Annotated in this window: 16 protein-coding genes, 1 tRNA gene and 2 pseudogenes; 9 read left to right on the top strand and 10 right to left on the bottom strand. The window is 61.1% G+C overall.

Going from position 1 to position 22,237, the window contains the following annotated elements; all coding sequences use genetic code 11:
* Positions 1-48: 48 nt before the first annotated feature.
* Positions 49-1,161, bottom strand: a complete 1,113-nt coding sequence (locus QMK32_RS10570) for a ferredoxin reductase (protein WP_283474826.1) — start codon at positions 1,159-1,161, stop codon at positions 49-51.
* A 211-nt stretch (positions 1,162-1,372) separates the two neighbouring features.
* Between QMK32_RS10570 and QMK32_RS10565 the strand changes: the two genes are divergently transcribed.
* Together QMK32_RS10565 and QMK32_RS10560 are read left to right on the top strand one after the other, a co-directional pair.
* Positions 1,373-2,014, top strand: coding sequence for a TetR family transcriptional regulator (locus QMK32_RS10565; RefSeq protein ID WP_283474824.1), 642 nt, complete (start codon positions 1,373-1,375; stop codon positions 2,012-2,014).
* On the top strand, positions 2,011-2,835 hold the full coding sequence (locus tag QMK32_RS10560; RefSeq protein WP_283474822.1) for an alpha/beta fold hydrolase: 825 nt from the start codon (positions 2,011-2,013) through the stop codon (positions 2,833-2,835). Before QMK32_RS10565 ends, QMK32_RS10560 begins: the two co-directional genes overlap by 4 nt.
* On the opposite strand, the gene QMK32_RS10555 is transcribed toward QMK32_RS10560, so the two are convergent.
* Positions 2,832-4,154: an MFS transporter gene (locus tag QMK32_RS10555; RefSeq protein WP_283474819.1), complete on the bottom strand. Its 1,323-nt coding sequence runs from the start codon at positions 4,152-4,154 to the stop codon at positions 2,832-2,834. The genes QMK32_RS10560 and QMK32_RS10555 overlap by 4 nt on opposite strands.
* Before the next feature lie 131 nt (positions 4,155-4,285).
* Between QMK32_RS10555 and QMK32_RS10550 the strand changes: the two genes are divergently transcribed.
* From QMK32_RS10550 to cmrA, 3 genes are read left to right on the top strand one after another with little or no spacing between them, the layout of a single operon-like run.
* Positions 4,286-4,813 (top strand): PadR family transcriptional regulator, encoded by a 528-nt coding sequence (locus QMK32_RS10550; RefSeq protein ID WP_283474817.1) that lies wholly within the window; start codon positions 4,286-4,288, stop codon positions 4,811-4,813.
* Positions 4,810-6,846 (top strand): NADPH-dependent 2,4-dienoyl-CoA reductase, encoded by a 2,037-nt coding sequence (locus tag QMK32_RS10545; protein WP_283474814.1) that lies wholly within the window; start codon positions 4,810-4,812, stop codon positions 6,844-6,846. The genes QMK32_RS10550 and QMK32_RS10545 overlap by 4 nt, the downstream gene beginning before the upstream one ends.
* A gap of 36 nt (positions 6,847-6,882) precedes the next feature.
* The gene (cmrA, locus tag QMK32_RS10540; RefSeq protein WP_283474812.1) at positions 6,883-7,686 is read left to right on the top strand and encodes a mycolate reductase; all 804 of its coding nucleotides are present in this window, start codon (positions 6,883-6,885) and stop codon (positions 7,684-7,686) included.
* A gap of 31 nt (positions 7,687-7,717) precedes the next feature.
* On the opposite strand, the pseudogene QMK32_RS10535 reads toward cmrA, so the two are convergent.
* A pseudogene (locus tag QMK32_RS10535) lies at positions 7,718-9,459 on the bottom strand (helicase HerA-like domain-containing protein).
* Positions 9,460-9,546: 87 nt separating this feature from the next.
* On the opposite strand from QMK32_RS10535, the gene orn reads away from it, so the two are divergent.
* The 3 genes from orn (at position 9,547) to QMK32_RS10520 (ending at position 11,369) form a co-directional block, all read left to right on the top strand.
* Positions 9,547-10,149: an oligoribonuclease gene (orn, locus tag QMK32_RS10530; RefSeq protein WP_283474809.1), complete on the top strand. Its 603-nt coding sequence runs from the start codon at positions 9,547-9,549 to the stop codon at positions 10,147-10,149.
* 86 nt (positions 10,150-10,235) lie between these two features.
* Positions 10,236-10,311: transfer RNA gene (locus QMK32_RS10525), tRNA-His, on the top strand.
* A gap of 314 nt (positions 10,312-10,625) precedes the next feature.
* Entirely contained in the window at positions 10,626-11,369 is a 744-nt protein-coding gene (locus QMK32_RS10520; RefSeq protein WP_283474807.1) for a M23 family metallopeptidase, read from the top strand.
* A gap of 44 nt (positions 11,370-11,413) precedes the next feature.
* On the opposite strand, the gene QMK32_RS10515 is transcribed toward QMK32_RS10520, so the two are convergent.
* The 7 genes and pseudogenes from QMK32_RS10515 to QMK32_RS10485 all read right to left on the bottom strand — a co-directional run.
* Positions 11,414-12,610 (bottom strand): L,D-transpeptidase, encoded by a 1,197-nt coding sequence (locus tag QMK32_RS10515; RefSeq protein WP_283474806.1) that lies wholly within the window; start codon positions 12,608-12,610, stop codon positions 11,414-11,416.
* Positions 12,611-12,803: 193 nt separating this feature from the next.
* A complete protein-coding gene (locus QMK32_RS10510) occupies positions 12,804-14,249 on the bottom strand; it encodes a flavin-containing monooxygenase (protein WP_283474804.1) in 1,446 nt (481 codons plus the stop codon).
* Between the two features lie 96 nt (positions 14,250-14,345).
* Positions 14,346-14,993 carry a TetR/AcrR family transcriptional regulator gene (locus tag QMK32_RS10505; RefSeq protein ID WP_283474803.1) on the bottom strand — a complete coding sequence of 216 codons (648 nt, stop codon included), beginning with the start codon at positions 14,991-14,993 and terminating at the stop codon, positions 14,346-14,348.
* Between the two features lie 148 nt (positions 14,994-15,141).
* The gene (modA, locus tag QMK32_RS10500) at positions 15,142-15,939 is read right to left on the bottom strand and encodes a molybdate ABC transporter substrate-binding protein (protein ID WP_283475327.1); all 798 of its coding nucleotides are present in this window, start codon (positions 15,937-15,939) and stop codon (positions 15,142-15,144) included.
* A gap of 152 nt (positions 15,940-16,091) precedes the next feature.
* The gene (locus tag QMK32_RS10495; protein ID WP_283474802.1) at positions 16,092-19,250 is read right to left on the bottom strand and encodes an HAD-IA family hydrolase; all 3,159 of its coding nucleotides are present in this window, start codon (positions 19,248-19,250) and stop codon (positions 16,092-16,094) included.
* A 96-nt stretch (positions 19,251-19,346) separates the two neighbouring features.
* Positions 19,347-20,231, bottom strand: a complete 885-nt coding sequence (locus tag QMK32_RS10490) for a universal stress protein (protein ID WP_283474801.1) — start codon at positions 20,229-20,231, stop codon at positions 19,347-19,349.
* A gap of 136 nt (positions 20,232-20,367) precedes the next feature.
* Positions 20,368-20,472: pseudogene (locus tag QMK32_RS10485) on the bottom strand (LuxR C-terminal-related transcriptional regulator); the annotation flags it as partial.
* Positions 20,473-20,608: 136 nt separating this feature from the next.
* Here QMK32_RS10485 and QMK32_RS10480 point away from each other — a divergent pair.
* Positions 20,609-22,234 (top strand): AMP-binding protein, encoded by a 1,626-nt coding sequence (locus QMK32_RS10480; RefSeq protein WP_283474800.1) that lies wholly within the window; start codon positions 20,609-20,611, stop codon positions 22,232-22,234.
* The last annotated feature ends 3 nt before the right edge of the window (positions 22,235-22,237 follow it).

The raw sequence follows: 22,237 nt of genomic DNA, 5'->3' as shown, positions 1-22,237 counted from the left end.
GAACACTCTCCGTTTCGGATCGATGTGTCGCGGCGTGGGGTGAACTGCTCAGATCTCGATGGCGATATCACCGACCGGCACCGAGACGCACAGCTGGATCTTCTTGTCCGGCTCACTGTCTGTCTCACCGGTTTTGATGTTCTTGGTACATCCGGATGTCTTGACCGAGGTGCAGGTGAAGCAAATCCCCATCCGACATCCGTATGCGGGGGTCAGACCCGCCTCTTCGGCCTGCTCGAGAAGTGTCAGACCGGAGTTGTCACCGACCTTGCCGCTCTCGGTGAAGGACACCTCACCTCCGACGTCGCCGGTGACCACTGCAAGGGGCGGCGCAAATTCTTCGAGGTGAAGACGGTTTTCGAGACCCAGGTCGGCATACACGTTTTCGACGCCACGCATCAGTCCGGGCGGGCCGCACAGATACGTCTCGGCGCCGACGTACCAGGGTGCGGCGGATCGAAGGTGCTCGACGCCGAAGAAGCCGTGCAGATCGCCGCCTTGCTCCTGATCGGTGTAAGCGAACACGATGCGGATGTTGTCGTGTGCTGCTGCAATGGCGTCGAGCTCGCTCCGATGAGAGACGTCGCTTTCGGTGTACGCGTAGTGCAAGAAGGTGAGGTCGCCGCTGTACCCCTCGTCCAGCAGCGTCCTCAACATCGACAGCACGGGGGTGATTCCGCTACCGCCGCTGATGAGAAGTACGCCGGCCGGCCGAGGCCGTGGGAGGTGGAATGTCCCGTCGGCCTGGCAAAGACTGACAACCAGCCCCTCACGTGCGTTCCGGTGCAGATACTGGGAAACCAGTCCCTCCGGATGCGCCTTCACCGTCAGTTCGATTCGACCGTCATCGCGGTACTGGGAGCAGCTCGGCGAGTAACAGCGAGTGTGGCGGACACCGTCGATGACGACCCCGACCTGCACGAATTGACCTGCCTCGAAACCACGCCACTGCTGCGTCGGGCGCATCGTCAAGGTCACCGTGTCACGGGTGGAGCGATGTACCGCGGTGACCTCGGCGCGAAGGTCGCGGACCGTGGTCATCGGGTCGACCAGTTCGAGATAGCGATCGAGGGCATGCGGTGTCGCCATAGCCTCGAATAAGGACAACAGAGAGAAGGTGCTCGGCAGTCGCGATCTTCGCGACTTCTGGTGAAGTGTCATCTCGCCTCCCGGTAGCGGTCGAAACGGCGGAACCATTTCGGTGTACGGCTGTGCACTAGAATCAGTGTGGCAGATCGGCACCCCGAGCTGTCAACGCCAATGTGACGGCACGAACACAACTAGCCATAATGTGACGTGGATCATAGAGGTCGTAATAGTCGAGCTCAGGACCTGGAGTACTCGCTCAGTGGACAGCCATAAACTCGAACCCGTGACAGAACCGGGCACCCGAGCCGAACGCAAAGAACGCACCAGGCAGGCGCTCATGGACGGCACTCTCGAACTGCTGAGAGATCGCTCCTTCGCAAGCGTGAGTCTGCGCGAGGTTGCTCGATCGGCGGGGATCGTTCCTACTGCGTTCTATCGCCACTTCGCATCGATGGACGATCTGGGTGTCGCCCTGGTCGAGGATTCGATGCGAATGCTGCGACAGATGTTGCGCGACGCGCGGAAGGATCCGAGCGTCAAGAATGTGGCCGAATCGTTTGCGATCCTGGTTCGGCAGATGCGTAGCCACGAGGAGCAGTTCCGATTCCTCTCACGCGAACGGTACGGCGGTGTCACCGCAGTACGACAAGCATTCGCAACCGAACTGCGGATGTTCGTCAGCGAGTTGACCGTCGATCTCGCCCGCATGCCAGATCTTACGACCTGGGATGTAGCCGACTTGGAGATGGCCGCGGACCTTATCGTCTCCACGATGTTGACCGCGACGGTAGGCCTGTTGGAGATCGACCGCCCCGGCAGCCCGAAGGAACAAGATCTGGTGCGCCGCACCGAGCAGCAAGTCCGGCTGATCGTGCTCGGCATGGGATCGTGGAATCCGCTACACCGAGTGGAAGGAAACCGATGACCATGGACACCATTACGATCGAAGACCTCGTGTTCGACGTGCGGGCCGAAGGTCCCGACGATGGAACACCGGTCGTCCTGCTGCATGGGTTTCCGCAGACATCGCTCTCCTGGAGAGAGGTAGCGCCTCGCCTGCACACCGCCGGTATGCGCACACTCGCCCCCGACCAGCGTGGGTACTCCCCCGGAGCGAGGCCTTCGGGTGTCGCGGAATACACCTCGGCCAAGCTTGTCGCCGATGTTCTCGGGTTGCTCGATGCGTTCGATCTCGAATCGGCTCACATCGTCGGCCACGACTGGGGCGCTGCCGTGGCATGGCAGCTGGCCGCGCGACATCCTGAGCGCGTCCGTTCTCTCACTGCAGTTTCGGTGCCGCACACAGCCGCGTTCGGTCGGGCTCTACGCGAGGACGAGGATCAGAAGGCGCGCTCGAGCTATATGCAATTGCTTCGCATCGAAGGAAAAGCCGAACAAGTACTCCTGGAGCATGACGCCGCTCGATTGCGTGCCATGTTCGGCAGCAGCTGTGCTGTCGACAGCTATGTCGAGCACCTCAGCAGACCCGGCGCTCTGACTGCAGCCCTCAATTGGTATCGCGCGATGACGAGCGACTTCGGTCGTCTCGAATCCGTCCAGGTCCCCACCACATATGTGTGGAGCAATCACGATTCTGCGATCGGCCGCGCCGCAGCGGAACGTTGCGCAGAGTTCGTCGACGCCGATTACACCTTCGTCGAACTGGACGGCATCTCACACTGGGTACCCGAGGAAGCTCCCGAGCGGCTCGCGGACGAGATCTGTACACGCATCGCCACGAGTTAGACCCTGTCCGGCGCCTTCACTACCAGTAGCGCACCGAGGCCCAGCACGAGAACCACGAGCAGACCACCGATCCCGGCGCGGTCCGAGTCGAAGAGCCATACGAATAGACCGAACAAGGTCGGCGCGAGGAACGACACTGCTCGGCCCGTCGTAGCGTAGAGGCCGAAGAATTGACCTTCCCGCCCTGGCGGGGCCAATCGCGCCAAGTATGTGCGGGAGGAGGACTGAGCGGGTCCGACGAACAGGCACAGGACGAGACCGAAAACCCAGAACATCAGCGGTCCGGACACGAAGAGCAGCACGACGCCCGCGAAGATCATCGACACGAGCGAGAGGACGATGACCGTTTTCGGGCCGACCCTGTCGTCGAACCGTCCAGCACTGATCGCCCCGAGTCCGGCGACCACGTTGGCCGCGACGCCGAACAACAACACATCTGCCGTCCCGATGCCGTACACGCTCACTGCGAGCACCGCGCCGAAGGTGAAGACCCCGGCCAGACCGTCACGAAACAACGCACTCGCGGCAAGAAAATAGACACTGCGCCGATCCACCGACCACAGTTCACGGAGATCCCGAAACAGCACCTTGTAGGACTCGGCAATTCCGGCTTTGGCGGCATCCGGATCTGCACCCGTCGGCGGTAGTTCCGGCACCGCGAGAAAAACCGGAATGGCCGATACGGCGAACCACACGGCTGCAAGAAGGGCAACGAAACGGATGTTCAGCCCGCCGTCGGTCGTCAGACCGAACAGGCCGCGAGTATCGCCATCGCCGGTGATGAAACCGAAGTAGCAGATCAGCAGCAGCACGATGCCACCGAAATAACCCATGGACCAACCGAATCCGGAGACCCGGCCGATGTTCTGCGGCGTCGAGACCTGGCGAAGCATCGAGTTGTACGGAACGCTGGCCAGTTCGAAGAGAATCGAACCGAAAGCCAGCAGTACCAAACCGAGCCACAGATAGTGGTAGTCGTCCTTGACGAAGAACAGGCCCACCATGCTGAGAACGGTCAGACCGGTGAGAATTCCGAGGGACCGCTTTCTTCGTCCTTGGGCGTCGAACCGCTGCCCGGAGATCGGGGCCAGGACCGCAATGAAGACCCCAGCCAGACCGATCGACCAACTGAACCACGAGGTCGCCGAAATGGAACCCGGCAAGTCATCGCCGACTGCGTCGGTGAGATAGACCGAGAACACGAAGGTCAGGATCACAGCATTGAACGCGGCCGATCCCCAATCCCATATCCCCCAGGCGAATACCTGCTTTCGGGTCGTCGCGACGCCGACGACGGCGGCATTCGCCTGTGCACTCATAGCGGAAGCCTAGGCGAGGGTGCCGCGTCGGGCGTCCCACTCGGGTATCGAGTCCGCGTGCGGCTTCCGGCCGAGAGTGCCCTTTATGCACCTAGTTGCATAAGCACTTCGATGCATACATACTGTGCTGCGTGGCACTCGAACACGCACTCCTCGTTTCCCTCACCGAGCTGTCGGGGTCGGGGTACGAACTCGCGCGCCGATTCGACAAATCGATCGGCTTCTTCTGGAGTGCCACCCATCAGCAGATCTACCGAGTACTGACGCGAATGGACGGCGCAGGTTGGGTGGTCGGCACCGCGGTGACCCAGGAAGGACGACCGGACAAAAAGGTCTATTCCGTCAGCGCCGAAGGTAAGGCAGAACTCGACAGGTGGATCGCCGAGCCGACCGACCCCGCAGTTCTCCGAGACGAGCTGGCCGTGAAGATCCGCGGCGCCGCCCTCGGTGACGTCGCGACACTGAAGGTGGAAGTACGACGCCATCTCGACGTGCACGTCGAGCGCCTGCAGTTGTATCGATTGATCGAAAAACGGGATTTTCCCGCTCCTGCAGATCTTGTCGGAGCGGCTTTGCACCAGTATCTGGTGCTCCGCGGTGGAATTCGAGTCGAGGAAGGCTTTGCCGAATGGTGCGAAGAAGTGTTGGAGAAGCTGTGAGTACAACCGGTCGATACCCAATCCTGTTGTCTCCGTTGAAGGTCGGTACGACAACGTTGAAGAACCGCGTCATCATGGGATCGATGCATACCGGGCTCGAGGACCGCCGCCGCGATACCGTCCGGCTCGCCGAGTATTTTGCCGAGCGCGCCAGAGGTGGCGTCGCGCTGATCATCACCGGTGGATATGCGCCGAACCGAACCGGCTGGTTGTTGCCGTTCGGGGCCAAACTCACCAACCGGATCGAAGCCCGACGGCACCGACGCATCACCGACGCAGTGCATGGTGAAGGCGGGAAAATCGCCCTGCAAATCCTGCACGCCGGCCGCTATTCTTACCAGCCCTTCTCCGTATCGGCGTCGTCGATCAAGGCTCCCATCAACCCGTTTCGACCGAGAAGACTATCCTCGCGAGGGGTTCGGTGGCATATCCGCAACTACGTACGCTGCGCGAGACTGGCACAGTCGGCGGGGTACGACGGTGTCGAAATCATGGGCGGCGAAGGCTACTTCATCAATCAGTTCCTCTCCGAGCGAACCAATCGTCGCCGCGACGAATGGGGTGGTAGCCCGGAGAATCGCCGACGGATAGCTGTGGAGATAGCAAAGAAGATACGCGCCGCAGTGGGTGCTGACTTCATGGTCGTGTTCCGCCTGTCGATGGCCGATCTGGTCGAGCGCGGGCAGAGCTGGGACGACATCGTCGCACTCGCACAGGAGCTGGAGCGGGTCGGAGTCGACATGATCAATACCGATATCGGATGGCACGAATCGCGGGTGCCGACCATTGTCACCTCGGTACCGCGTGCCGCATTCGTGGACATCACGGGAAAACTCGACAAACACGTCGGGATCCCGGTGGCCGCATCCAATCGCATCAACATGCCGGAGACAGCCGAAGCGATTCTCGCGCGCGGGGACGCCGAGCTGATCTCGATGGCCAGGCCGATGCTCGCCGACCCGTTCTGGGTGCGCAAGGCCGAAGCCGACGCTCCCGGCAGCATCAACACGTGTATCGCGTGCAACCAAGCGTGCCTCGACCACGCGTTCGCCCGCAAAACAGTCTCGTGCCTGGTCAATCCCCGAGCCGGGCGCGAGGTCGAATTGCAGTTGCTCCCCGCACGGAAGGCGAAGAAGATCGCCGTCGTCGGTGCCGGGCCTGCAGGGTTGTCCGCGGCTCTCGAATCGGCCCGACGTGGCCACGACGTCAGTCTCTTCGAGTCACGCCCGCAACTCGGCGGGCAATTCGGCATCGCCGCGCTCATCCCCGGGAAAGAAGAGTTCGCCGAGACCATCAGGTACTTCACCAACTCCCTCCGCGAGCAGAACGTTGCGATATACCTCGGCCGCAAGGTCACCGCAGCCGAAATCCTCGCCGGCGACTACGACGAGGTTGTCATAGCCACCGGGGTAGTACCGCGCATCCCGTCCATCCCGGGCATCGATCATCCGTCGGTCCTGTCCTACGCCGAGGTTGTCGAAGGGGGCATGCACGTCGGTAAGAGGGTGGCCGTAATCGGTGCGGGCGGTATCGGCGTCGACGTATCGGAGTTCCTCACCACCGACGCCTCACCGACGCTCGATGTGAAGGAGTGGAAGCAGGAGTGGGGCGTAACCGAACCCGAGGCCGCGCCCGGTGCGCTGACGACCCCGATTCCGGCCGCGTCTCCCCGCGAGGTGTATCTGCTGCAACGTAAGAGCGGAAAGATCGGGGCCGGACTGGGCAAGACGACCGGCTGGGTCCACCGCGCAGCATTGAAGGCCAAGGGCGTGCACGAACTCTCGGGCGTCAACTACGAACGTATCGACGACGACGGTCTACATATTTCCTTCGGCGAGAAGCACGAACGGCCTCGCACTCTCGAGGTGGACACCATCGTTGTCTGCGCAGGCCAGGAGTCCGTCCGCGACCTCGTCGACGAATTGGCCGCATCGGCTACGACGACCCACGTCATCGGGGGCGCGGACCTCGCCACCGAACTCGACGCCAAACGCGCGATCGAGCAGGCCACCCGGCTTGCGATGAGTATCTGACGGGGCGAGGACGTCGCTGCGCTAGCCTGTCTCACCGTGAGCCTGCCCAGTCCTTTCCCTGATGCCCGTGCCGTCGTCACCGGCGCCTCCTCCGGAATCGGAGAGGCCCTTGCCACCGAGTTGGCGAGGCGAGGGTACTCGCTCGTCGTCGTTGCTCGTCGGGGTGAGTTGCTCGAAGCGCTCGCGACGAAGCTTCGTGCCGATCACGGCGTCACGGTCGAGGTTCGCGTCGTCGATCTCGCGGATCGTGTTGCTCGTGCTGCACTGTCGACCGAGCTGTCCGAACGGCCGATCAGCATCCTGTGCAACAACGCAGGAATAGCGACATTTGGCCCCCTTGCGCAGCTGGACCCCCAGTACGAGCGCGATCAGGTCGAACTCAACACCGTTGCGGTGCATGATCTTACGCTCGCCGTCCTGCCCGGAATGATCGCGCGCGGCAGCGGCGGGATTCTCATGACCGGTTCGGCCGCGGGCAACATGGCAATACCGAACAACGCCACCTATGCGGCCTCGAAGGCCTTCGTCAACACGTTCTCCGAATCCCTACGCCTCGAACTCAAAGACAGCGGAGTGCACGTCACGCTCCTGGCCCCCGGGCCCGTCCGCACCGAAACACCCGATCCCGCCGAGGCCTCCATCGTCGACAAGCTCGTTCCGGATTTCCTGTGGATCGACAGCACCTACACCGCGAAGTTGTCGCTCGATTCGCTCGCCACGAACAAAATGCGCGTAGTGCCGGGAGTCCTCAGCAAGGCCATGTCCGTTGCAGGCCAATACAGCCCACGTGCAATTTCCGCTCCGATCATCGGAGGCTTCTACAAGAAGCTCGGCGGGTAGAATTCCGCAGCGCCGACAACGATGCCGGACGTCAGCGCTTACGCCGCCGCCCGGTACCGAAGATGCTCCGCGATATCTCGCGACCTGCCGCGGACGCCGCCGATCGCAGGAAGCTCTTCACTGCCGGATTGTCCATGATGCGCTCGGCGGCCGACGGCCCTTGCGGTTCCACACGCGGCAAGTCCGGTAGGTCCACCGGGAGCGGTGGTATGTCCAGGACCGGGTCCGTGTTCGGGGCATCGGACACCCGCGCTTGCAGTCGCTCGTAGGCGGAGTCGCGGTCGATCGTCGCACCGTATTTCGACGAAAGCGTGCTGGCGGAGGCCGACGCCGAGATCGCGTCGTTGCCGACAGTGTCCATCAGTGAGCGCGGTGGACGAATCTTTGTCCACGCCACCGGCGTCGGGGCACCTTTCTCGGAAAGCACAGTCACAATCGCTTCGCCGGTGCCGAGTGAAGTGAGTGCCTTCTCGAGATCGTAGACATCGGTGGTGGGATAGGTCCGGACAGTCTTGTTCAAAGCCTTCTGATCGTCAGGTGTGAACGCGCGCAACGCATGTTGAATTCGTGCGCCGAGCTGAGAGAGGACCTCGTTGGGAATGTCCGTCGGGAGTTGGGTGCAGAAGATCACGCCGACACCCTTCGATCTGATGAGCTTGACTGTCTGTTCGACCTGATCGAGAAACGCCTTGGACGCATCGGCGAACAGCAGGTGTGCCTCGTCGAAGATGAAGACCAGCTTGGGCTTGTCGATGTCCCCCACTTCGGGCAACGTCTGGAACAAGTCGGCGAGAACCCACATCAAAAATGTGGAGAACATGACCGGTCGCGACGCCTGAGCACCCAGTTCGAACAGTGTCACAATCCCTTTGCCGTCGCCGTCCACACGCAGCAGGTCCTCGGTCTCGAGTTCGGGTTCACCGAAGAAGGTGTCGCCGCCGGCGGCCTCGAGATTGACGAGCTCGCGAAGGATGACTCCGGCAGTCGCCGCCGAGACTCCCCCGATCCCCTTGAGGTCGGCCTTGCCTTTGTCCGAAGTCAGGTGTGTGATGACCGATCGCAGATCCTTGAGATCAAGCAGCACCAACCCTTGTTTGTCGGCCCAGTGAAAAATTAGCCCTAGGGTGGACTCCTGAGTCTTGTTCAGCTCCAGCACTTTACTGAGCAAGATCGGCCCGAAAGCGGTGATCGTCGCACGGACCGGGACACCGATACCACCGGTTCCGAGAGAGAGGAACTCCACGGGGTAGCCCGTGGGCACCCAGTCCGATTCTCCGCAGTCGACGGCGCGGCTGCGTATCTTCTCGTTGTCTGCGCCCGGCACCGACAAACCGGAGAGATCACCTTTCACGTCGGCCATCACCACCGGAACTCCCGCGGCGGAGAGCTGCTCGGCGATGCCCTGAAGGGTCTTCGTCTTCCCGGTGCCTGTAGCGCCGGCCACCAAACCATGACGATTGAGTGTCGCCAGAGGAATTGCGATACGAGCCGACGGGTCGCTGACGCCGTCGAGCATTACCGATCCCAGCTCGAGCACTGCGCCGTGAGATGCGTAGCCCGCCGCGATCGAAGAGGTCACGCCCCCGTCGGGGATGTCCCGGCCGCGCCTGCTGCTGCCTCCGCGTCGATCGCTTCCTTCTCGGCGGCGTCCGCTGCTGCGGCAGCCTCTCGCGCGATTCGGGCTGCTTCGAGTGCAACGGCTTTGGCTGCCTTCGCCTTCTCTGCGGGCGTCGAGGGCACCGCACCGCCCGCCGAATTCGGATCGACCGTCATCTTCCATCCTCCTTGACACAGCTCAGCTGGCAGTAGATCACCACCGCAAACCTTAGCGGTGAGGATGCCCGCACTAGGGTGTGTCTGGTGCAGGACAAACTTGTGTGGATCGATTGTGAAATGACCGGGCTGGACTTGTCGAAAGACAAGCTCATCGAGATTGCGGCGCTCGTCACCGACAGCAAATTGAACGTATTGGGCGACGGTGTGGACATCGTCATTCATGCCGACGACGACGCGCTGGCCGGGATGCCGGACGTGGTGAAGAAGATGCATGCCAAATCCGGATTGACCGAAGAGGTGCGTGCATCTTCGGTCACGCTGGAGGAGGCGCAGCGTCAGGTGCTCGCGTATATCCGCGAGCACGTCCCCGTTGCCGGGACAGTTCCGTTGGCCGGAAATTCGATCGGCACCGATCGCGGCTTCATCGCGCGCGATATGGGTGACCTCGATACTTACCTCCACTACCGAATGATCGATGTCAGTTCCATCAAGGAACTCGCCCGTCGGTGGTACCCGCGCATCTATTTCGGTCAGCCGACGAAAGGTCTGGCCCACCGCGCGTTGGCAGACATCGAAGAGTCCATCAAGGAACTGAAGTACTACCGCCAGACTGTGTTCGTGACGCCTCCGGGGCCCTCTACCAGCGATATCGCTGCAATTGTAGAGGGACTCGACACGCAGTCCTGATACCGATTGGCAACCAACGATTCGAACCGCTAGTATTGCCATCGCTGCTGAAACAGAACTCGCGAGGGTTCGGTCCGGTAGCTATGGTGGGTGTAGTTCAGCTGGTAGAGCACCAGGTTGTGATCCTGGGTGTCGCGGGTTCGAGTCCCGTCACTCACCCCATAGAAGCAAGAAAGTCGGTCTCCACACGGAGGCCGGCTTTTTTGTGCGTTCTGCACCCATGATCTAGGCGTACGTCACGAAGTCGCGGCGGAAGCGCATCGATCGAGTTGCGAATTACGTTGTTGTAATTCAACTTTCGAGTGTTGCATGGGGTTCATGTGACGTACGGTTGCAAATGGCACTTTTGGGGAAGAAAAGTACCAACGTGAAAGCTGTGACTTGCACCGTTGATTCGACGCGCCCCCGAAACGCGCCACCCGTCGTTCGAAGCCCATCAGGGATATCAGTCGGGCAGAGACTAGGAGGCAGTTGCAGTGGGTCGAAAAGTTCACAGAGCGATCGCGGGTTCGGTGTTGTCGGCGGCGTTGTGCATCGGTTCCGCGGGTCTGATCGATCCGGCCGTAGCCACGGCGCAGCCGACCATCGACCTGCCCGTACTCCCTATCCCGCAACCCGACGCACAGCAGCGAGCAGCAATCCTCTCGGCCGTACTCGACGCCACCGGCGTCCTGATCAACGAGGTCGCTGCGGTGATTCTCGATTCCGACTTCGGGCCGGCACCCGACACGAGCACGCCGTCAGCTCCCGACGTCGAGGTCGCTCCCCCCTCGGTCGGTTTGGGCGGAGCGATACTGCCCTTGCCCGCGCGCAGCTACGAACTCTCTTCGAACTACGGCAGCAGGAACAACCCGACCGGAAACGGTGGCCAATTCCACCAGGGTGTGGACTTCGCTGCCCCCTCGGGCACCCCGATCTACGCCGTGAACGGCGGAACCGTCGAACAAGCAGGTGACGCAGGAGACGGTTACGGCAATCTCGTGCGGGTCAAGAGCGGAAACACGGTGACGTATTACGGACATCAATCCGCGATGAACGTCAGCGTCGGCGACACCGTTGCGCCCGGCGATCAGATCGGTGAGGTCGGCAGCACCGGCAACTCGACTGGACCCCACCTTCATTACGAGGTCAGAAACAACGGCTCAAGTGTCGAACCGGTTGCCTACCTGAAGACGCTCGGAGTAGATCCAGCGAGGTACCAGAGCCTGGATGCACGCTGAGTCCATCGGGTGAGTGGGGTGAAGCCTGATTCAGGGCGCCCCTGTCACATGGAGTTGGCGTTGCCGGCTTTCCAGTCACCCCAGGGGATGTTCCAGTCGCCGAGCCCATCGGTACCGGACAGTGTGCCGCCGAGTGTGTTCTGCACGACGACGATGTCGCCACGCTTTGTGTTGTCGTAGACCCACTTCGCGTTCGCGGGACTCAGGTTGAGGCAACCATGACTGGTGTTGGAGCTCCCCTGCTGGCCCACCGACCAGGGCGCCGAGTGGAAGAAGATACCGCTGTAGGACATCCGGGTCGCCCAGTCGACCGGCGTGCGGTAGCCCGAAGACGAATTTACCGGCACTCCATAGGTCGATGAGTCCATGACCAGGTGATCGAAGCGGTCACCGATGATGTAGACGCCGTTGTCGGTGGGGGTACTGTCCTTCCCCATCGAGGTGGGCATCGTCATGACGTTCTGTCCGTTGACCGAGAAAGTGACCTGCTTGATGTTGTCGTCTGCGGTTGCGACGACGGCGTCGCCGATCGTGAACGACGTCGACGAGTTCTCCTGGCCGTAGATGCCATCACCGAGATCACGGCCGAAGACGTTGACGGCGACATCGATGCGGGTGCCGGACGCCCAGTAGTTCTGCGGACGCCACCGAACCTCTTTGCTGTTGACCCAATAGAACGCGCCTTCGACGGGAGGCGTCGTCGTGACCTGGATGGCGTTCTGCGCAGCGAGCTTGTCGGCGATTGGCTCGTCGAACTGCACCGCGACGGGCTGACCGATACCGACGACCGCACCCTCGTTCGGCAATACGTAGGCCTTGGTGAAGTTGCCGGGCTGATTGGTCGTGAAGTTGTTGACCGTGCGGGTCGCTCCACCGATTCCGTACGCATCTGCTTGCACGCGATAGCGGCTGCTGTACTGGAGTTGCTCGGTGTTGGACCAGGTCAGGCCATCGGGAGAGAGGATGCCTTCGATCGGCACACCGTCCGAATCCATCACGGTGACGCTTGCGAGCTTGCCGTCGGCGACAGAGACGGTTACCGGATCTGCGGGAGAGAATCCGACTGCCCCATCGGCCACGCTGGAGCTCACCTTGGGCTTCATGAGTTCGGCAATGGGGTTGGAGTCGATCGGAGCCAGTGCGTCCGTCGAACCCGTATTCGACGTCGTGCAACCGGACAGGACGATAGTTGCAGTCAACATCGCGACCGCGGTAGTCCCGATTCCGCGAGAGAACCTCATCAACGCTCCACTTCCACACACCGATTCGGGGCACGTACTCGGCCCGAAAGTCACGATTGAATGCTCCCAGGTCACAGCCCGGCTATCCACTCGAAATGCCGCACCTCGAGTAACGTTCGAATAACCAATCGCGTGGTGTCGGCTCCGTGTTACCTCACCGATCGCCGCGGTGAGATCGGTGAGGAATCACCAGTCAGCGCATTCGCATGTTGTCGTCGACGAGTGTGCCGTAACGCAACGCGGGAAGGTCTCTGAAATAGTTCATCCGCAGGCGCCACGGTGCAACCGAACCTTGCTTGGGAAAGGTGTCGACCGAACGCAAAACGTAGCCGGCAGCGAAATCCAGAAACGGTTCCTCCCCGACGGTTGCGTCCCGTTCGAGGCGGACTTCCCGGTAGCCCTTGCTGTCCATGTGTTTGAGAAGCCGCGCGATGTAGTCGCACACCAGATCGGCCTTGAGCGTCCACGAGGCATTGGTGTACCCGATGACGAATGCGAAATTGGGCACATCTGTGAGCATCATGCCCTTGTAGGCCATCGTTTCGGTGATGTCGATCTTCTTGCCGTCGACCCGCAGGGCGACGTTGCCGAGGGCGACGAGATTGAGACCCGTCGCAGTGATGACGATGTCGGCGTCGAGATTCTCCCCGGACGTCAGCGCGATCCCCTTCTCGGTGAAGCGCTCGATGTGGTCGGTGACGATATCGACCTTTCCCTCTCCGATGGCCGTGAACAGATCACTGTCGGGAACGAGGCAGAGCCGTTGATCCCAAGGATCGTATTTCGGTGTGAAGTGGGTGTCGAGATCGTAACCGTCGGGCAGCCACCCCTCCTGAAGTTTGCGAATCCGTTCCCTCATGAAGTTCGGGTAGCGCTGACACAGCACGTACATCCCGATCGAGGTGACGGCATTCTTCATTCGAGTGAGCCCGTAGGCCACCCGTGACGGCAAGAACTTGCGCAACGCCAGTGCAATCGGATCCTTCGACGGCAACGACATGATGTAGCTGGGTGAGCGCTGGAGAAGCGTCACGTGGTCGGCGTCACGGGCGAGGGTCGGCGCCAACGTCATCGCGGTGGCACCGCTGCCGATCACGACGATCTTCTTGTTGGCGTAGTCCAAATCCTCCGGCCACAACTGCGGATGCACGACGGTTCCGCCGAAGTCGTCGAGGCCCTCGAAGTCCGGCGTGAATCCCTTGTCGTAGTCGTAGTATCCGCTGCAACACATCAAGAACGAGGCAGTGAACACCGCAACTTCGCCTGATTCACCCACCTTCGCCTCGACCGTCCATGTCGAGGTCGCAGTGGACCATTCGGCCGACACCACTGTGTGATGAAACCGAATATGTCGGTCGATCCCGGCTTCGCGCGCAGTGTCCTCGATGTACTCGCGGATGGACGCGCCGTCGGCGATGGATTTGTCGCCCACCCAGGGGCGAAAGTTGTAGCCGAGGGTGTACATGTCCGAATCGGATCGAATCCCCGGATACCTGAACAGATCCCACGTTCCGCCGATCGCCCCACGGCTCTCGAGGATGGCGTAGCTCTTTCGCGGCAGGGTGGACCGAAGATGATGCGCGGCACCGATTCCGGATAGGCCTGCACCGATGATGAGGACGTCGACTGTCGTGGTCATCAGGAAATGTTCGCGAGATCAGTCATGGCAAGAACTCCATCGTGTGGTTCGGGCTCCCCCGGATCCGGGAATTTCGACGTGTCGCTTTTCATTCTGTCAGCGTCGCGGCGATACCGGGGCCTGCCAGATGCCTACCGTGGCGTCGATAAGATCGGTTCCGCAGTCGGCCCAGTTCGGTGGACGCTCGGGATGCTGTGCAAATTCGAGTTCTTTCTCGGCGCAGATATGCATCATCATATTTCGGGCCATGTCGCTACGTGCTCGACGTACCGCTGCCGGTAGATCCGGTAGGCATCGATGGAGCCCGAGGAGGGTCTTACTCAGCGAAGACGACACCCCTGCCTTTTCGTACATCACCGGCCGCAGCGTTGGATCGGTAATGATCTGGACTGCACATCGCGCATACCAACTGGGTTGTCCCAACGTCGCCAAGTGATCGGTGTACGGCGCGATGAGGCACGAGACCCAGTCGCGAAGCCTTTCCGAATCCCCGTTTCGAAGCACGAGCGTGGTCCGATTCTCCTCGATCACGACCGAATGACGTTCGACGATCGCGCGTACGAGGTCCCCCTTCGTGCCGAAGTGGTACCCGACCGCCGCGTTGTTGCCTTGCCCCGCAGCCTCGCTCACCTGCCGGTTGGACACCGAATGAAGTCCATGCTCGGCATACAGTCGTTCCGCCATCAGCAAGATCGACTCGCGCGTCCCCGCGGTACGCGCTGAACGCACGCCGCTACTCGTCATCTCGGGGTCGCTCCTCCGCTACCATCGCTTTTCGAACCGGACATACAGTCGAGTGAACTATCCCATCGCTCAATACTCAAGCACGTGCCTTAACCGGGGTAGGCCACTCGCGCGACTGTAGTCTCGATTGCTTGCGATCTCACTTTCGTCAGGGCGCCGCAAATCCAGCGTCCCCTAAAATCTTCTGCCCCTCGCCGCTCACGACCAGTGCTTCGAACGCTTTTGCCGCCGCGCTGTTCTGCGAATCCGACAGCACCGCAATCGGGTACGTATTGACTGCACCGGCTGACTCCTCGAAGGCGACCGAGGTGACCTTCTCGCCCGCGCCCGACGCGTCGGTCACGTAGACCAGACCTGCGTCTGCCTGACCGGAGGTGACCTTGCCGAGGACGTCGGTGACGGACGACTCTTCGCTCACCGGGGCGACATCGACTCCGGTCGCCTTCTCCACCTTCGTAGTTGCGGCACCGCATGGCACCTGCGGTGCACAGACGACGACCTTGTTGTCCGTATCGGCGAGGTCGGCGAAGGAAGCGATGCCCTTCGGATTCCCGGGAGGGGTGACGATGATCAGCGTGTTCGTAGCGAAGTTCTCGGGCTCGCCGGAGATCAGATTCGCGTCGAGTGCCTTGGTCATGTTTGCAGTATCCGCGGAAGCGAAAACGTCTCCCGGTGCGCCCTGGGTCAATTGCGCGACCAGATCCGAAGAACCGGCAAAGTTGAACGCGACGTCGGTCCCGGGATGGGCTGCTTCGAACATGGTGCCGAGCTGAGTGAAGGTCGCCTTCAGCGACGCTGCTGCGAATACGGTGATGTTCCCGCTGACCTCACTTGGAGCAGCGGAAACGGACTCCGGCGCCGCGGAATCACTTCCGTCCTCACCACTCGAACAGCCTGTAACCAGCAATGCAGACATGGCGAGGACTGCTCCGAGCCGCCCGTACATGTTCTTCACTTTTGCTCCCTCGTCAGACCGATTCGGTGGCCCCTTACATCCGTAGAAGCGGACCGAGACCAACCATAGAGCAGTATCCACGGATAAAAGATAGAGGTTGTCCCGCGGCCATAGAATCTTCACACTTCACGTCATAGCTTTTTTCATGAGGCGAGGCAGGCAGCAGCAGAAACCGATTCACCGCCGTTCATTACAAATTCCCGACCATCGATGCTGATCCGAATTGCCGGTGCACTGCATGGGCTCGTCTTTACAGTGGTCGCTGCATCGTCGCATCTGATGTGAACCCAATGATCGCGGTATCGGAGATCGAGCTCGAGCGATCGAAGCTCGGTCGGCAACTGCGGATGAAGTCTCAACGTGTCGCCTCGCACTTCGATCCCGGTATAGCAGCGCTGCAGGATGTCGACACTTCCCGCCATCGCGCCCAGATGAATTCCCTCCCGCGTCGTTCCTTGTTGACTGTCGGCAAGATCGGCCGTGCACGACTCACGCAGCATGTCCCAGGAGTCTCGACGATTACCTCGTGCAAGAACCCACGAGTGCGCGACTTTGCTCAGAGTAGAGCCATGGGTCGTTCGAGCGAGGTAGTAGTCGACGGTTGCCGGAATTGTGCGCGGCTCGAAGTCGTACCCCATCGCCGCGAGCAGTTCGGTGAGTTCCTCCGCGGTGAACAGGTACAGCAGCATCAGAACATCGGCCTGTTTGGACACCTTGTAGTGTGCGCAGGAGTCATTCTCGGCTTCGAGGATCAGATCGAGCCGGCCGATGTTTCCGTACCTTTTTCGGTAGTCATCGAGGTCGAGTTCTCGGAGTTCCCCGTACCCATGAAATTGTGCGAGCAATCCGTTGTCGAGAAACTCCACGCGCAGCCTGCATGCCAGGTTGTGCCATGTGTGAAGTTCCGAAGAGCTGACATCGAGCAGAGCCCACAGGCCGACACCGTCGTCACGACCAACGATTGCATAAGCGTCCAGCGCGCGTCGGATACTCCACGAGGCCATCACGTTCACGTAGGTCGAATTATCGATTCCCTCACCGGGATGGCCCGGGTATCCGTCATGGAATTCGTCGGGTCCCATGACGCCCCGAATATCGAATCGATTGTCGGCGGCGTCCCCCACCGCAAGGCTGGTCCAAAATCGTGCATTTTCGACCAACATCTCGGCTCCGTAGGAGGCCAGGAAGCCGAAATCCGCTGTCACTTCCCAGTAGTGCCACACGTTGTAGGCAACCGACAAGCCGACATGGAATTGCCGATTGGAGTGATCGGGCATCCATCGTCCTGATCGTGGATTGAACAGCACGTGCGGTGTCTCCTCTCGACCGTCGCTGCCGCTCTGCCACGGGAACAAGGCGCCGCTACAGCCGATTTCACGTGCCCGGCGCTTCGCCTCGGACAGTCGTCGATAGCGATAGAGCAACAGAGATCTCGACAACTCCGGAATGCGCAGATTCAGTAGCGGAAGCACAAACAACTCGTCCCAGAAAATGTGCCCGCGATAGGCCTCCCCATGAAGGCCACGCGCCGGAATCCCGACGTCGAGATCCACGGTGTGCGGAGACAGACATTGGACGACATGAAAGAGCTGAAGCCGAACCGCTCGGGCGGTCTCGCCGTCGGAGCATTCGACCTCGAGATCGTATCGATGCCACAACCGTTTCCATTGCCGTCGGTGGGCGTCGAGAAGCGTGGAGAAAGATCCCGATTCGTCGAGGCACGACAGTGCAGCGCTGAGCGGATCGGCGATAGCCCGATCGCGAGAGCAATACAAAGCGACGATCGTCGCTACTTGCACGCCGACGACCTGCGAGACGTCAGCCGAGGTCTCCTGGAAGATGCTCGTCGGGGTGCTGTTTGTGCCTAGGACGGGAGCAGCCGAATCCATTCGGGCCGCGAGCGTGAGTGCAATCCGCGATTGCCGAGTATGCGCCCGGAGCCATACCTGATTCTTTGCCGCAGAACCTGTTTCACATTCGGTGAGATGAGAGTTGTTCAAAGCCCGAAACTCGGCGACGTTGCCATTGGTGACATCGCCGTCCAGGGTCCCGCGCACGGTGATCGTTCCGATGTAATTCTCAGGCTCGAGTCTGGTGTCGAGCGCCGCCAGGTGCGGCGATGCCATGGATACGAACCGAATCTGTCGAAGCCAGGTGCGCCGCCCCTGTGAATCTTCAAGAAGGCTTTCGCGTCGAAGAACACCCTCCCTCATATCCAGGACGATGTGATGGTGTTGCACAAGGTGATTGTCGGTAGTAAGCCATTCACCGCCGTCGATATTGAATGTGGTGCCCAGCCAGTTCGGCCAGTTGGCGATGGATTCGTCCTCGTAATCGACGCCGCTGATCGTCGAGGTGAGCCTGTTGTAGCACCCGGCGAGATACGTACCCGGGTAGTGCACCCCGTCTGCGCTCGCCTCGGGTAGGGCACCACGGGTGGCGAAGTATCCATTTCCCAGGGTGCAGAGGCTCTCGCGGATTCCCTCATCCGAGGCTATCGCGCCGCGATAATGCAGCACCCACGTCGATTCCGCGTCGGTGGAGCACAACTCACAAGCACCGCTGTATTCAGCGGGACTGTCCGAACCGATGTCGATATCTAGTTCGGTGAGATCGCCGACAACCACCTCCGCATCCAACTCGACCGCCGCAGATGCTTGTTGAAGCCCGATGACAAGTCCGAACTTTCCGGCTTGCGCGCCCTGAATACCGGCCACCGCATCCTCCACTACAGCAGAAAACTTGGGTGCAATTCCGAGCCTGCGGGCAGCTTCGAGAAACAGGTCCGGTGCGGGCTTACCGGCCAGGCTTCGACGCAGTGCATCGGTGCCGTCGACTCGCACATCGAACAGTCCCCCGACGCCGGCAAGGGCCATCACCTCCCCCGCGTTCCTGCTGGCCGACACCACTGCTGTCGGAATGCCTGCGAGCCGCAGTTGGCGGAGCACATCCAACGTTCCCGGAATCGTCCTGACACCTTCAGCGGTCAGCGTGCGAAGATAGTCCTCATTCTTTCGATCGGCCCATTGCCGCACGCTCCCCAATGCCGTGTCGCCGTGCGAAGTCTCGGGAAGAGTCAGTCCACGTGCATGCGCGAATCCGCGCACCGCATCGAGTCGCTCCCGTCCATCGATGTAGACCCGGTAGTCCTCGTGAGTGAACGGCCGATCCCCTTGTCCGGCAGCTTCGAGTAACGCATCGAACGCGGTTTTCCATGCCCTCTCGTGAATCACGGCCGTGTCGGTGACGACCCCGTCCAGATCGAACAACACAGCATCGATCCGGCGTCCCTGGATTCTCACGGCGACTCGATGTCCGAATCGACGACCGCCACGCGGAAGCCTATGGGGTGCCTGCTCTTTCCGCGCAATGTACCGACGGAGATGCGCCACGAGTACTCACGAGCGCACGCGGCAGATCATGACCGGGCAGCGCGCGTGGTGTGTGAGATTGCTACTGGTTGATCCCAGTAGGGCGCTTCTCACCGGACCCCGTCCTCTGCTTCCCACCACGACGAGTTGGGCGTGTTCGGACAGGTCGACGAGAGTGTGCGCGGGGTTGCTCTGTCGGAGAACACGTTCTACTACTACGTCTGGGTACTTCTCGACCCACCCCGCCAGGCTTTCGGCGAGGAGGACCGACTCCTCCTTTTCGATGGCCGCCCAGTCGATGAGGAGCGGCAATGTGACGCCTTCAGCCTGCGATGCGGCACTCCACACATGCGCAGCAATGAGTGGTACCTCCAGCCGCGAGGCTATCTCGAAGGCCATCGCTATCGCAGCGGCGCTCGTGGCGCTGCCGTCGATTCCGACCACGATCGGGGAGTTCGAGTCTCCAACGCCTTCGCGCCACACGACGACAGGGCAGGCTGCGGTGTCCGCCACCACCTTGGCGGTGCTACCGAGCAAAGTCGACAGCACAAGGCCCGTCCCGGAGCTACCGACCACCATCAGCCGTGCCGAAGTCGACAGATCGACCAGCATTTCAGCGGGTGGCACAGCGTCGACGTGGGTGGCCACACTGAGGTACGGATGGCGCTCGAGGATGGCTTTCGCTGCCTCGTCGACGATCCCCTCGGCGGTACGACGCTGCTGCTCCCACACTTCCTCGGGGATCACCATGACGGACTCGGCCATGTAGAACGTCGGTTCCTGAACCGCGCACGCGATGTGCAGCGGAGAATCCAAACGATCCGCCATGGCTGCAGCCCATAAAGCCGCAGCCGTACTGGTGGGCGAACCATCGACTCCGACAACGATTTCCTGATGATTCGCCAAGACCATGTCAGCCTCCCGACAGAGATAAGGGTGCGGCGACTCACCGCCGATGATCACCACGATTGCACGGCTGAGTTACGCACACGAGAGCACAAAGTCCTCTGATGTAGATGTCGGGCGCGCCAACGCGATTCATTGCGCTCTAGCCGAGCAGACCGTGCCGACGCGCCTCGACCACGGCCTCCGCTCTGGTGGCTACATCCAACTTGCCCATCAGGTTTCGCATGTACGTTTTGACGGTATCGACGAGTTTCACGATTCCTCTCGAACACCGTCCAATACCCACTTTTGGGGGTAGCGGCGTTCTCCCTGCTGTCGATAGCGTCAACGGTAATGTGTAGTGCGCGTCACAAAGACTACCGCTTTTCGAAAGGTCTCACCCGATGCTCGATTCGACACTGTCGTCCGCCGAACTGTCGTCCGCCAACAACACACCGTTGAGCCCGTTGCGTTTCTTGGCGCGTTCAGCGAGTGTGTTCCCGAATCGGGTGGCCGTGATCCACGGCGACCGCTGCTATACCTACAAGCAATTCGGTGACGAGGTCGACCGTCTCGCCCGCGTCCTGTCGAGCCGTATCGAGCCCGGCGACCGCATCGCATACCTCAGTCCCAACACCCCGGAAATGCTGTTTGCGCACTTCGCCGTTCCCCTGGCAGGGGGCGTCCTCGTTGCCCTCAACTCACGTTTGACCGGCAGCGAGCTCGACTACATCCTCGACCACTCCGGCACCAAGATCTTGTTCGTCGATTCTGAGCTCGTCGGATCCGCCTCCGGTGCCCGCTCGGCAGTGCCGTCGCTGCAGGAAATAATCGAGATCCCCGACTCCACGATCGCTCCCCCCACCGTTCCGGAAGGCGTTGTCACCGGACAGTATTCAGACCTTCTCGCCGAGGCCGGCGACCTCGTCGATGCACCTTCGTTGGTATGGGGCGTAGAGGACGAACAGCAGGTCATAGCAATCAATTACACCTCCGGAACCACCGGCAAGCCCAAGGGCGTGATGTACACCCATCGTGGCGCCTACCTCAATTCGCTCGGCGAGACGTTCCACAACGGTTTCACCGGCTCGACCAAGTATCTATGGACCCTCCCGATGTTTCATTGCAACGGCTGGTGCACACCCTGGGCCGTCACTCAGGCAGCCGCCACCCACGTCTGTCTGCGCGCGGTTCGCGCCGACGCAGTGTGGGATGCAATCGACAATGTGGGCATCACGCACCTGTGCGGCGCACCGGTTGTCTGTTCGACCATCGCCGAAGCACCCCAGGCGCATCACGTGGACGCCCTGCACATCACCACCGCCGGAGCGCCACCAGCACCGAGCATCATCGCCAAGCTCGAAGGACTCGGAATCACCGTCGTCCACGTGTACGGGCTGACCGAGGTATACGGGCCGTACACGATCTGCGAAGTTCAGGACGACTGGCACGAACTGAAATCCGACGAGCGCGCCGAGTTGATGTCCAGACAGGGCGTCGGGATGATTCAAGCCGAGGACGCACGCGTCGTCGATCCCGAAATGAACGACGTCGCAGCCGACGGACAAACGATGGGCGAAATCGTCCTTCGCGGCAACAACGTGATGCTCGGCTACTACCGGGATCCGAAAGCCACAGCGGAAGCGTTCGCCGGCGGCTGGTTCCACAGCGGCGACCTCGGGGTAATGCACCCGGACGGCTACATCCAGGTCAAAGATCGCGCCAAGGATATCGTCATTTCGGGCGGCGAGAACATTTCGACCGTGGAGATCGAGCAAGCACTCATGTCGCACCCAGCGGTTCTGGAAGCCGCCGTCATCGGCGTCCCGCACCCGAAGTGGGGGGAACGCCCCAAAGCATTCGTGATCAAGAAGAAGGACGCCGAGGTGAGCGCCCAAGAATTGATCGAGTACACCAGCGGCCGTCTCGCGAAGTTCAAAGTCCCCGACGAGATCGTCTTTCCACTGGACCTCCCCCGCACGCCGACGGGCAAGATACTGAAATTCGAGCTGAGGAAGTCGACGGACTGAGCG

Origin of the sequence: Rhodococcus sp. H29-C3 (assembly GCF_030063405.1) — a bacterium.
Taxonomy (GTDB): domain Bacteria; phylum Actinomycetota; class Actinomycetes; order Mycobacteriales; family Mycobacteriaceae; genus Rhodococcoides.
The sequence above is the reverse complement of the archived record's forward strand: the minus strand, read 5'-3'. Positions and strand labels throughout refer to the sequence as shown.